Source organism: Streptomyces sp. x-80 (assembly GCF_046549095.1).
Taxonomy (GTDB): domain Bacteria; phylum Actinomycetota; class Actinomycetes; order Streptomycetales; family Streptomycetaceae; genus Streptomyces; species Streptomyces celluloflavus.
Map to the genome: position 1 here is coordinate 23,617 of NZ_JAJPWM010000006.1, position 11,313 is coordinate 34,929.

An 11,313-nucleotide genomic window follows, 5' to 3' on the forward strand; every position below is an offset into this window, starting at 1 on the left:
ACCCGCAGGAACCTCGGGCCTGATCGATGTATCTCGCGACCACGGACGCGGCCGCCACGGCGACGAAGGTGACGCGCGGCCGCGTCGGCGGACCGGTCCTCGCCCTCGGCGCGGTCAGTCTCGTCACCGACATCTCCTCGGAGATGGTCACCGCCGTGCTGCCCCTCTATTTCGTCCTCCAACTGGGGCTCTCCCCACTTCAGTTCGGCTTCCTCGACGGCCTCTACAACGGCGTCACCGCGCTCGTCCGGCTGCTCGGCGGGCACGCGGCCGACCGCGGCGGCCGGCACAAGCTGGTCGCCGGCGCCGGTTACGCGCTCTCCGCGCTCTCCCGCCTCGGGCTGCTGCTCGCGGGCGGCGGCACCGTCGGCATCGGCGCGTCGATCGCCGCGGACCGGCTCGGCAAGGGCGTGCGCACCGCCCCGCGCGATGCGCTGATCTCGCTCAGCGCCCCGCCGGACGCGCTCGGCCGGGCGTTCGGCGTGCACCGCGCGATGGACACCACCGGCGCCCTGCTGGGTCCGCTCGCCGCCTTCGCGCTGCTGTGGGCCACCGCCGACGCGTACGACGCCGTCTTCGTCGTCAGCTTCTGCGTCGGCCTGCTCGGCGTGCTGATGCTGATCGTCCTTGTCCCCGGCCGGTCCGCCGACCCCCTCGGCCGGCCCGCGCCCGCCGCCCCGGCCCGGCAGCGCGGGCGGCTCCTCGCGCCGCTGCGCGACCCCGGCTTCCGCCGCATCTTCGGAGCGGCGGCGCTACTCGGCGCGGCGACCATCGGCGATTCGTTCCTGTATCTGCTGCTGCAACGCCGGCTGGACTTCGCGGTGAACTGGTTCCCGCTGCTGCCGCTGGGCGCCGCCGCGATCTATCTGCTGCTCGCGGTGCCCGCCGGGCGGCTCGGCGACCGCATCGGCCGCCGTGTCCCCTTCCTGTGCGGCCATGCGGCGCTGCTCGGCGGCTACGTCCTGCTGCTGAGCACCGACGCGGGGCCGGTCCTGCTCGTCGGCGTACTGCTGTTGCTCGGCGTCTTCTACGCGGCCACCGACGGCGTGCTGATGGCGCTCGCCGGACCGGTGCTGCCGGCCGCCCGGCGGGCGAGCGGTATGGCGCTGCTCCAGACCGGCCAGGCGCTCAGCCGGCTGCTGGCGGCCGCCGGTTTCGGGGCCGCCTGGACGCTGTGGGGCGACCACTCCGCGCTGATCGCCGCCGTCGTCGCCCTGGCCGTGGCCCTTGCGGCGGCTGTCTTCCTGCTCCCCCGCCCGGAAAGGCAGCCGTCCCGCGTATGAACCCCTCGACCGGCTCCACACCCGCGACGCCCACGGCACCCACTGCCCCCACTGCCCCCACGTCACCCGCCGCAGCCACACCGGCCGCGGTGCCGCCGGCAACCCCGCCGCCCGGCTCGGCCGGATCGCGGCCGGACCCCGCGGCGCGACCGCCTCACGCACCTGACGCACCTGACGACGCACCAGAGGTATCTGACGCACGCAACGCACCTGACGTACGCGCCGGGGGCGGTGCGGGCGATACGCCAGGGCCGGCGCGCCCCACCGGGCTCGGCGCGCTGTCGCCGCGCGCCCGGGTCATCGCCGTGCTGACCGCCACCGCGATCCTCGCCACCGTCGCCGTCGTGTACACCATCGGCGCCGTCCGGCGCGCCGAACCTGTCGACGCCCCTTCGGCCTTCGGCCTCGACCACGGCCGGCTCTACTTCCGCAGCACCGGGGCCGGGGCCGGCCGGATCGCCCGGCTGCCCGCGCCGGCCACCGGACCAGGGGTGGCCGCGCCGGCCTCGGCCCGTACCACCGCCGGTGCCGGTGCCGACCGCCGCACCACCGGCGGACCCGTCTGCGAACGCTTCTACGCGTCGGCCGGTACCGGGCTGTGCCTGCAACGCCGCCCCGGCATCCCCCCGACGTCGTACGCCGTCGTCCTGGACCGGAACCTGCGCGAGACGCGGCGCATCGCCCTCACCGGCATCCCCAACCGGGCCCGCGTCTCGGCCTCCGGCCGGATGCTGTCCTGGACGATGTTCGCCACCGGCGACTCCTACGCCACCACCTCGTTCTCCACCCGCACCTCGATCCTGGACACCCGTACCGGCTACCTCATCAAGAACATGGAGGAGATCCAGCTCACCCTCGACGGGCGCCGCTACCACGCCCCGGATGTCAACTACTGGGGCGTCTCCTTCGCCCGTGACGACAACCGCTTCTACGCCACCGTCTCGACGAAGGGGAAGACCTACCTCGTCGAGGGCGATATGCGGAAGTGGACGGCACGCACCCTCCGCGAGAACGTCGAATGCCCTTCCCTCTCCCCCGACAACACCCGGCTCGCCTTCAAGAAGCGGGTCCGCGAAGGCGCCACCGACCCCTGGCGGCTCTACGTCCTGGACCTGCGCACCCTGCGCGAACACCCGCTCGCCGAAGCCCGCAGCGTGGACGACCAGGCCGCCTGGCTGGACGATCACACCCTCGCCTACGCGCTGCCGGGCGGCGACGGCCGCCCCAGCGACATCTGGACCGTCCCGGCGGACGGCGGCGGCACTCCGGCCCTGCGCGTACCGGACGCGTCCTCCCCGGCGCGGGTGCCCTGATACGGCGATGCCGCGGAGTTCACGTGGTTCGCGGCCTTCGTCACGTCACCGTCAGGTATAAACGCACCTTTTGATCGTGCGTCGCGGGGCACGACCTAGACTCCCGTGGTGTGCTCCTGGCGGTCCGGCCACCGAGATTACGGCGGACAATGCCCGAATTGCCGCACTCGGAGGGAAGGAGAACCGCCACTGAGGCAGCGACTCCTTCCCTCCGGGTGCGGCGGCGCATTTTTTGTCGGCACGTCATCACAGGTGGGGAACGTTGTGGAGTCAGTAGAGCGGGTCGGGCGTCCGCGGGTCGAGCGAATACCCTCGGCCCGGCAATTCACCGAATTCTGCACCGTGTTGGGAGAACGCCTTCCCGGTCCGCGGGTCATGGGCTGGACGGTGACCGCGGTCTATTTCGTCCTCTACACCGTCGTTTCGGTGCTACGGAACGACCGCATGCTCAATGCCGGTTACGACCTGGGGATATTCGAGCAGGCCATCCGTGCCTATGCGCACGGTCAGGCCCCGATCGTGGAGCTGAAGGGCCCGGGGTTCAATCTCCTCGGCGATCACTTCCATCCCATCCTGGCGCTCATCGCCCCCGTGTACCGGCTGTTCCCCGGCGGCGTCACGCTGCTCGTCGTGCAGGCCGCGCTGATGGCGCTGGCCTGTTACCCGCTCACCCGCTGGGCCCACCGGGCCGTCGGACCGGTCACCGGCCTGGTGGTGGGCTGCGCGCTCGGCGCCTCCTGGGGCATCGCCGCGGGAGTCGCCAAGGACTTCCACGAGATATGTTTCGCGGTCCCGCTGCTCGCCTTCAGTGTCACCGCGCTCGGGCAGCGGCGCTGGCGGGCCGCGGCGGCCTGGGCCCTCCCGCTGCTCCTGGTGAAAGAGGACCTCGGGCTCACGCTCGCCGCGGTCGGTGCGTACATCGCCTGGCAGGGGCTGCGCGAACGGCGCGCCGACCCCACCGCGCGGCGCGGCACCACGTGGCTCGGCATCGCGGTCGTGATCCTCGGTGTGGCCGGGACGGCGGTGGAGGTTCTCGTGCTGCTGCCCGCCATGAATCCCCGTGGCGGCTTCGACTACTGGCAGCAGATGTCGGACGGGCCGTCATCGCCCGGCGGCCTCACCGGCCTCGCATCTCTCGGGCTGCATCTGTTCTGGCCACCGATGAAATGGCTGCTGCTGTTCATGCTCGCCGCGCCGACCGCGTTCTTCGCCGTGCGCTCCCCGCTGACACTGCTGTGCGTGCCGACCCTCGCCTGGCGGCTGCTCGCCGGGAACGAGCACTACTGGCAGCCGAACTTCCATTACAACGCGATTCTGATGCCCCTCGTGTTCGCCGGTCTCGTCGACGTACTCCATCGCCGGAAGGACCTGCTGCCCGCCCGAAGGCGCCGTAAGGTCCTCGCCTTCTGCGCCGCCTTCACCGCGGTCACCGCCGCCGTCTACCCCCTCCACGACCTGGTGCTCCCCTGGGCCTGGCGCACCCCGGACCATGTCCGTACCGCCCAGCGGGTCCTGGACCGCATACCGGACGGGGAGACCGTCGCCTCCTCGAACCGGCTGGCGCCGATGCTGACGGGACGCACCACCGTCAGCCTGGTCTGCTTCGGCACCGGACCCGACCCCGCCGCACCGACCGGCCTCCCGGCCGACCCGCCTCGCTGGGTCGTCTCGGACCGTAACGACCCGACCGTCAAAACCCCCTGCCCGGTGGCGCAGACCAAGCGCATGCTCGACCTGTACCGGGCCGATGGCTACCTCACCGTCGCGGAAGAGGACGGCATCACCCTGCTGCGCAAGCCGACGTCGGCAGCCGCTCCCGGGCCCGCACAGCGGACGCCCTAGATCAGTGGGTCCGCGTCTCCTGTGGTCGTAGGCGATCATCAGGGATCGCTTGATCGGCGCGTCGGTGGTCCGGTTGTGCCGGACAGCATCGGCCCGGCGCGAGGAGGGGTTGGCGGGTGCGGGCGAGCTCGTCCTCGTGGTTCGGCCGGACGAGGTGGTGGCCGGACGAGCCGGTGGCCGCGTTCCGGCAGTGCGGCCATCGCTTCCCGTTCCCCGGGGCTCGGGATTGACCAGGCACCAGATGACGGGCACGTGTGGCGGGTGGCAGGTGGCCGGTGGCCGGTGGCCGGTGGCGGGTGGCGGGTGGCGGGTGGCGGGTGGCGGGTGGCGGGTGGCGGGTGGCGGGACGATATGTCCAACGGTGCCCTGCTGGAGGACCGTTGGGCCAAGGGCGCGCCATGGCGATACCTGGCCTCTACCTGCCGAGTACCGCACCACGGCGACCGTCCGGTGAGCGCGGCCGCCCGCTCTGGCGTGTTCGCCCGCATGTGAGCAGGTCGGAGAAGCCGGCCCCGGCCAGCAACGGCGGCACAGCCTGCAACACGTCACGTCCAGCACCAGCCGGACCGGTGACGTCGGCCGCGCCGTCCTCGCCCTCGCCCTCGCCCTCGCCCTCGCCCTCGCCCTCGCCCTCGCCCTCGCCCTCAACGGCATCCACAAGTCACCACCGTTGAGAAACTCACTGGCGAGCTCGGGTCTTCACGGACCAACATGGAACACATGAGCGATCAACCCGCACGGTGGACCCGGTCAACCATCTACCCCGACATGTGGGCTGACCCTGACGACGACCCCCGCAACAGCGAAGGAACCAGTCCGGACGGCGAGCTTGCGACGCTGCGGGACTTCCTGGCGAACTACCGCATGACCCTGCGGATGAAGTGCGAGGGCCTGGACGCGGAGCAACTGGCCCGTCGATCGGTTCCGCCGTCGACGATGTCGCTGCTCGGCCTGCTTCGGCACCTCGCCGAGGCGGAACGGGACTGGCGCAACTGGATCAGCGACGGTGATCCGCTGCCGAAGCTGTACGGCAAGCGCGACGCGGACTTCGACGAAGCTGTCTCCGAGCAGGCCGAGGTCGACGCCGCGTACTCCGCTCTGGCACGCGAGCAGGACGCAACCGACGCCGCGCTGGCCGAGCATCCGGATCTGAGCGTGCGTCTGGGGAAGGACGGGATCGCGGTGCGGGAGCTGATGGTGCACAGGATCGAGGAGTACGCCCGCCACTGCGGGCACGCCGACCTGTTGCGCGAGTGCATCGACGGAAGGGTGGGCCAGTGAGGTGTTCCGGATGAATTCCTCTGCATGAATGACGCAGAGGCCCGCCATCCGGGCATTGCCGGAGGTTGACCGCTGGGAACCACCGGCGCGGGAAGCCCGCCACGGACGAGTAGCACCGCGGCCGGAAGGCAGCACGCGGCCGGGGGGGCGTGCTCCCCGGCCGTACAAGAGGTTCGTCGGCTCAGCCGGGCAAGCGCGTCCGGGGCCGGGCGGCCGAGCCGCCCCGGCCCCGGCCCGGTCAGGGCTGTAGACGCCGGTGCGTCCAGTTCTGTGTGTCGGGTGCGGGGCGCTCGTAGACAAGGCGGCGGTGCAGGCGGTCGGGGCTGCCGTACCAGAACTCGACGGTCCGCGGCACGAGCCGGTAACCGGTCCACTCGGCGGGCCGCGGCACGGGGCGGCCGGACTCCGTGAGCGCCCGAGCCCGTTCGCGCAGCTCCGCCTCGTCATCGAGCGGCCGGCTCTGCCGCGACACCGCGGTGGCCGCTTGCGCGGCCGGTGGGCGCCGTGCGAACAGGGCGTCGGACTCCGCCGCGGTGAGCTCCTCGATCGCTCCGGACAGCGTGATCTGCTGGAGCGTCTCACGCCAGTAGAAGGTCATGGCGGCCGACGGGCGGGCGGCGAGCTCCTGGCCCTTGCGGCTGCCGCGGGAACTGGTGAAGACCAGACCGCGCTCGTCGAGGTCCTTGGCGAGCAGGACCCTCGTCGACGGCCGGCCCGCCCCGTCGACGGTGGCCAGCACCGCCGCGAAGGGCTCCCGCACCTCGCGGCGCAGGGCGCCGTCCAGCCACTCGCGCAGCAGGCCCAAGGGGTCGGCGGGCGGTGCGTCGAACTCGCGCAGTCGCAGCGAAGTGTCACCGCTGAGGGTCGGTACGTTCTCGCTCATCCTTCTCCCTCTCCTTCGGGTGGTCGGCAGCCCGGTGCCCCGGCGCTGTGACGGGCCGTCGCACCGGGGCCCGGTGCGCGTCTCGGATCGCTGCGGGAGCGCGGGCGACGGGGGTGCGGCACGTCGCCCGGCCGGCGCTCCATCGGGCCGAAGAGATGACGCGGGCCACGGGCCTCACGGTCGCCGCGGGGGAAGGCCGCGTTCCGCCCGGTGCCGCGGTATCCGCCGTCGACGATGACGGGGCCGTCCCGATGGCGGTTCCGGCTCCGGACCGTCGCCACCCGCCATGACCGGCGCGGAGACGTCCGCCGCGGCACCGTCACCGCCGCCCTGGTGACCGGGCCCCGAACCCGGCCGCGGACAGGGGGCCGCGGCCGGTGCCCGCGCCGGGTCCCTACTCGCTGTGCGCGATCTGGATCAGGTTGCCGCAGGTGTCGTCCAGCACCGCGGTGGTGACCGGGCCCATCGCCAGCGGCTCCTGGGTGAAGCGCACCCCGAGCCCGCGCAGCCGGTGGAACTCCGCGGGTACGTCGGCCACGGCGAAGGAGGCGGCCGGGATGCCGTCCTCGACCAGCGCCGCCTTGTACGGCTTGACCGCGGGATGGCCGTCGGGCTCCAGCAGCAGCTCGGTCCCGTCGGGATCCTCCGGTGAGACCACGGTCAGCCACCGGTCCTCGCCCAGCGGGACGTCGGCCTTCTTCACGAAGCCCAGCACGTCCGTATAGAAACGCAGGGCCTTGGCCTGGTCATCGACGAAGACGCTGGACAGATGGATCTTCATAGGGTGCGCTCCGGTGCGTCGGGTCCGAGCCATCGGGTCACGATGCGCTCAAGGGGTTCGGTGTTCAGATCGTGGAACTTGTAGCGGCCCTCGCGCCGCGAACGGACCAGCCCCGCGGATTCCAGTACGGCCAGGTGCTGGCTGATCGCCTGGCGGGAGAGCCCCAGACCGTGTTTGGTCACCAGCCGCGCGCAGATCTCGAACAGGGTCTGGCCGTCCCGTTCCACCAGTTCGTCGAGGATGCGCCGGCGTGTGGGGTCGGCCAGTGCCTTGAAGACGTCCTCCGCCATGGCCCACACCATAGGCAAGTGGGGACTTGCCTATCAAGTCGGGCGCGCCGGCGGAAGCGGGCGAGACAGCCGCCGGGCGGGTTCGTCCGGGCGGTTCGACCGCACCAGGGCGGCCCCGTCGGCGGCCGGTCCGTACGGCGACGCGGCCCCGCCGCACGGCGCACAATCGGAGGGTGAACGACGCGGAGCACGACCACGAGCACCACCACGAGCGGGGCCGGACCGACGGGCGCGGTACGGCGGCGAGCGAGTCCGGCGCGGACGCCGGGCCCGACGGCACGGCACCGGCACCCGGGCCCGCCCGCGACCGCGACCGCCGCCGGGACCGCGACGAGCAGGGCCGGGCTCGCAGCGCGCGGCCGCGTGACGGGCTCGGGCGGCCGTTGCCGTACGGGGCGCCGGGGGTGGCCCGGCAGCCCGAGGGGGTGCCGCGTGCGCCCTCGGAGGCGCTGGCCGAGGCGCAGCGGCTGTTCGATGCCGGGATGCCGTTCCACGCGCACGAGGTGCTGGAGGACGCGTGGAAGGCGGCGCCGGAGGTGGAGCGCGGGCTGTGGCGCGGGCTCGCCCAGCTCGCGGTGGGACTCACCCACGCCGCCCGCGGCAATGTCACCGGTGGCCGGGCGCTGCTCGACCGGGGTGCGGCGGCCATCGCGCCGTACGCGGACACCGCCCCGTACGGCATCGACATCACGGGGCTGACGGCCTGGGCCCGGGAGCTGACGGGGCGGCTGGGCGGACCGGTGCCGGCCGCCGGTTCGGCACCGCGGCTGCGGGGGGCGCGCGGCGGGTCCTGACCCGTCCCCACCGCGCTCGCCTGCCGGCTTCCCGTGGCCCGCCGACGCCACCCTCCGGTACCTGAAGGCTCCGCCGGGCCCGTCACCGGTTGGCGCCCCGTCCGCCTCGTCCGCCCCGTCGTCCGGTGCACTCACCCCTTCCGGTCCCCTTCGCCCGGCGTGCCGCGGCCGCGGAGGCGCAGCCGCCAGGTGAGCGCGGCGCCCGCGGCGAGTACCGCGGCACCTATGCCGCCGGACCACAGAGCGACGCTGGAGCGCCAGGGCGAGCCGTCCCCGGCCTCGGCATCCGGGGCGGACCTGGCGACCGGGCGGAAGTCACCGCCGCCGGCGTCGTCGTCCTCATCGGCGGCGTCGCGCGCGGTGCGCAGCGAGCCGATCGGCTGGACCTTCTCGACGCTGTTGAAGCCCCAGTCCAGCAGGGCACGCGCTTCCTTGTAGACGCCGTTGTTCTCACCGGACTGCGGGTTCATCACGGTGACCAGCAGGGTGTGGCCGTCCCGCTGGGCGGCGGCTATCAGCGTGTTGCCGGCGTTGGTGGTGTAGCCGTTCTTGACGCCGATGATGCCGGGGTAGCGTTCCATCCCGTGCGAGCCGGCCAGCAGCCGGTTGGTGTTCTCGATCTCGGTGTATTCGCCGTCGGCGGTGGGGAACTCGGCCCGTGCGGTGGAGCAGTAGCGCACGAAGTCCTCGTTGGCGAGCCCGGCGCGGGCGAACACGGTCAGGTCGTACGCCGAGGAGACCTGGCCCGGTACGTCGTAGCCGTCCGGGGATTTCACCGTGGTGTCGCGGGCGCCCAGTTCGCGGGCGGTCTCCTGCATCTCCTGCGCGGTGGTTTCCCAGCCGCCGTTCATCGAGGCCAGGACGTGTACGGCGTCGTTGCCGGAGCGGAGGAACACCCCGCGCCACAGGTCGGCGACCTGATAGCTCTCGCCCTCCTCGACGCCGACGAGGCTGCTGCCGGCGCCGATGCCGTCGAGGTCCTCGGCGCTGACCTGGCGGACCGCGCCGGCCGGGAACTTGGGCAGGACGGTGACGGCGAACAGCGTCTTGAGGGTGCTGGCCGGGGCGAGTTCGCGGTGCGGGTCCTTGGCGGCCAGCACATCCCCGCTGTCGGCGTCGGCCACGGTCCAGGAGAGGGCGGACAGCCCGGCGGGCAGTTTCGGTATCCCGGGCGCGGCCGCCACCTGCACCCCCCTCCGGTCCAGCGCGGGCGGCCGGTTCGCCGGCCCCTCGGCGTGGACCGCGGTCGGTATGGAAGTCAGCGACACACCGGCGACGGCGATCGCTGCCACCGCACCGGCCTTCTTGGAGAAACGCACGTCGATTGCCATGCCGTCACGCTATGAACGGTCCCGGTGCCCCGCAGCGCCGGTGCGCCAGACGGCCCAAGGAGGGAACCCGTCCACGGCGTGTCGCGCCGGAGCGCAGAAACCCGCCCGGTGCGACGGGGGATGCACACCGGGCGGGCCTGACAACATTTCTACCGCATGACAAACGGTTATGCGAGAAAAACTTGTTCGCCTCCGGACTACCAGGTGACCGGGAGCGAGATCAAGCCACTCGTACGCAGCGAACGGCGGCGGCGCACCGCGTCGCGCGGCACGTCGAGACGCAGCCCCGAGAAGCGGCCGATGAGCGCGTCGAGCGCGGTGACGGTCTCCATCCGAGCCAGCGAGGCGCCGAGGCAGTGGTGGATACCGTGCCCCATGGCGAGGTGGCCGGTACGGTCCCGGCCCGGGTCCAGCGCGTCAGGATCGGGGAAACGGCCCGGATCGCGGTTGGCGGCGGCGATCGAGAGCAGCACGCTCTCCCCGGCCGGGATCCGTACGCCGCCGATCTCCAGGTCCTCCGTGGGGAAGCGGCGGATCGCCAGCGGGGCCGGTCCGTCGTGGCGGAGAAACTCCTCGACGGCTGCCGGAAGTTCGGCCGGATTGCTGCGCAACTGGCCCAGCAGATCAGGGCGGTCGAGGAGGGAGAGCACGGAGTTGCCGATGAGGTGCACCGTGTTCTCGTATCCGGCGACGAGGATGAGGAAGGCGAGCGAGGTCAGTTCGTCCTCGGTGAGCCGGTCACCGCCGCGGCGCGCGGCGCCGCCGCCCCGGCCCGTGGTGGCGCCGTTCGGTCCCGTGCCGGCGTCCGGCCCGGTGTCGTCGCGCACCGCGATCAGGTCGGAGAGCAGATCGTCGCCGGGCTCGGCGCGCTTGGCGGCGATCAGCCCGGTGAAGAACTCCAGCATCGCCCCGATCGCCTCCTTCATCAGGTGCGGGCGGGTGAGGTCGGGCGTGATGAGGGCGTCCGACCAGGCTCGGAAGTCGCGCCGGTCGTGCGGCGGAACACCGAGCAGCGCGCAGATCGTGACGATGGGCAGCGGCCCCGCGTAATCGGCGATCAGGTCCGCCCGGGTGCCCGCCGCCATGGCGTCCAGCAGTTCGTCCGCGACCTGCCGTACGGGCCCGCGCAGCGCGGCGACCCGTCCCGGAGTGAATGCCTTGACCACGAGGCGGCGGACCCGGGTGTGGTCGGGCGGATCCATGTTCAGCAGGTTGGCGTCCAGCGCGGGCGGCAGCGCCAAGCCGCGGTAACCGCCGGGCGCGGCATGGCGTTTGTCCAGCGACAGCCGCGGATCGGCGAGCCCGGCGCGCACCTCGTCGTAACGGGTGACGAGCCAGGCGGGACACCCGTCGGTGCCGGTGATCCGGTGCACGGGTCCGGCCTCGCGCAGGGCCGCGTAGGCGGCGTGCGGATCGTCGAGGAGAGGTGTCACGTCGAGGGGTGCGTCGGGGCCGGTCTCGGCGGTGTTCTGCATGGGGCCGAACTCTAGACGGGCCGGCCGTACGGGGCGGGGC

Annotated in this window: 11 protein-coding genes; 5 read left to right on the forward strand and 6 right to left on the reverse strand. The window is 72.8% G+C overall.

All coding sequences use genetic code 11. From position 1 onward, the window contains the following. Positions 1-26: 26 nt before the first annotated feature. The 3 genes from ACLJWH_RS13170 to ACLJWH_RS13180 all read left to right on the forward strand — a co-directional run bounded on the left by ACLJWH_RS13170 (position 27) and on the right by ACLJWH_RS13180 (position 4,438). On the forward strand, positions 27-1,283 hold the full coding sequence (locus tag ACLJWH_RS13170) for an MFS transporter (protein ID WP_411141837.1): 1,257 nt from the start codon (positions 27-29) through the stop codon (positions 1,281-1,283). Between the two features lie 299 nt (positions 1,284-1,582). Continuing rightward, complete coding sequence (locus tag ACLJWH_RS13175) at positions 1,583-2,596, forward strand: hypothetical protein (protein WP_411142200.1); 1,014 nt, start codon at positions 1,583-1,585, stop codon at positions 2,594-2,596. Between the two features lie 342 nt (positions 2,597-2,938). After that, positions 2,939-4,438 (forward strand): DUF2079 domain-containing protein, encoded by a 1,500-nt coding sequence (locus ACLJWH_RS13180; protein WP_411141838.1) that lies wholly within the window; start codon positions 2,939-2,941, stop codon positions 4,436-4,438. Between the two features lie 415 nt (positions 4,439-4,853). On the opposite strand, the gene ACLJWH_RS13185 is transcribed toward ACLJWH_RS13180, so the two are convergent. Further along, complete coding sequence (locus ACLJWH_RS13185) at positions 4,854-5,096, reverse strand: hypothetical protein (RefSeq protein WP_411141839.1); 243 nt, start codon at positions 5,094-5,096, stop codon at positions 4,854-4,856. A gap of 53 nt (positions 5,097-5,149) precedes the next feature. Here ACLJWH_RS13185 and ACLJWH_RS13190 point away from each other — a divergent pair, with 53 nt between their 5' ends. Further along, positions 5,150-5,719 carry a DinB family protein gene (locus tag ACLJWH_RS13190; RefSeq protein ID WP_411141840.1) on the forward strand — a complete coding sequence of 190 codons (570 nt, stop codon included), beginning with the start codon at positions 5,150-5,152 and terminating at the stop codon, positions 5,717-5,719. 238 nt (positions 5,720-5,957) lie between these two features. Here ACLJWH_RS13190 and phzG read toward each other — a convergent pair whose 3' ends face one another. The 3 genes from phzG to ACLJWH_RS13205 all read right to left on the reverse strand — a co-directional run bounded on the left by phzG (position 5,958) and on the right by ACLJWH_RS13205 (position 7,673). Further along, entirely contained in the window at positions 5,958-6,602 is a 645-nt protein-coding gene (gene phzG, locus ACLJWH_RS13195) for a phenazine biosynthesis FMN-dependent oxidase PhzG (RefSeq protein ID WP_411141841.1), read from the reverse strand. 394 nt (positions 6,603-6,996) lie between these two features. Then, positions 6,997-7,383 (reverse strand): VOC family protein, encoded by a 387-nt coding sequence (locus ACLJWH_RS13200; protein ID WP_411141842.1) that lies wholly within the window; start codon positions 7,381-7,383, stop codon positions 6,997-6,999. Then, positions 7,380-7,673, reverse strand: a complete 294-nt coding sequence (locus ACLJWH_RS13205; protein WP_411141843.1) for an ArsR/SmtB family transcription factor — start codon at positions 7,671-7,673, stop codon at positions 7,380-7,382. The genes ACLJWH_RS13200 and ACLJWH_RS13205 overlap by 4 nt, the downstream gene beginning before the upstream one ends. Positions 7,674-7,846: 173 nt before the next feature. On the opposite strand from ACLJWH_RS13205, the gene ACLJWH_RS13210 reads away from it, so the two are divergent. Beyond that, the gene (locus ACLJWH_RS13210; protein ID WP_411141844.1) at positions 7,847-8,467 is read left to right on the forward strand and encodes a DUF309 domain-containing protein; all 621 of its coding nucleotides are present in this window, start codon (positions 7,847-7,849) and stop codon (positions 8,465-8,467) included. Between the two features lie 131 nt (positions 8,468-8,598). Here the strand turns inward: ACLJWH_RS13210 and ACLJWH_RS13215 are convergent, their stop codons facing one another. Both ACLJWH_RS13215 and ACLJWH_RS13220 read right to left on the reverse strand, forming a co-directional pair. Then, the gene (locus tag ACLJWH_RS13215) at positions 8,599-9,798 is read right to left on the reverse strand and encodes a D-alanyl-D-alanine carboxypeptidase family protein (RefSeq protein WP_411141845.1); all 1,200 of its coding nucleotides are present in this window, start codon (positions 9,796-9,798) and stop codon (positions 8,599-8,601) included. A 197-nt stretch (positions 9,799-9,995) separates the two neighbouring features. Then, a complete protein-coding gene (locus tag ACLJWH_RS13220) occupies positions 9,996-11,273 on the reverse strand; it encodes a cytochrome P450 family protein (RefSeq protein ID WP_411141846.1) in 1,278 nt (425 codons plus the stop codon). Between the last annotated feature and the right edge of the window lie 40 nt (positions 11,274-11,313).

Excerpts from the sequence above, each read along its gene's own strand:
- ACLJWH_RS13170 (WP_411141837.1), top strand. The coding sequence starts at position 27 with ATGTATCTCGCGACCACGGACGCGGCCGCCACGGCGACGAAGGTGACG.
- ACLJWH_RS13190 (WP_411141840.1), top strand. The coding sequence starts at position 5,150 with ATGGAACACATGAGCGATCAACCCGCACGGTGGACCCGGTCAACCATC.
- phzG (WP_411141841.1), bottom strand. The coding sequence starts at position 6,602 with ATGAGCGAGAACGTACCGACCCTCAGCGGTGACACTTCGCTGCGACTG.
- ACLJWH_RS13200 (WP_411141842.1), bottom strand. The coding sequence starts at position 7,383 with ATGAAGATCCATCTGTCCAGCGTCTTCGTCGATGACCAGGCCAAGGCC.
- ACLJWH_RS13205 (WP_411141843.1), bottom strand. The coding sequence starts at position 7,673 with ATGGCGGAGGACGTCTTCAAGGCACTGGCCGACCCCACACGCCGGCGC.
- ACLJWH_RS13215 (WP_411141845.1), bottom strand. The coding sequence starts at position 9,798 with ATGGCAATCGACGTGCGTTTCTCCAAGAAGGCCGGTGCGGTGGCAGCG.
- ACLJWH_RS13220 (WP_411141846.1), bottom strand. The coding sequence starts at position 11,273 with ATGCAGAACACCGCCGAGACCGGCCCCGACGCACCCCTCGACGTGACA.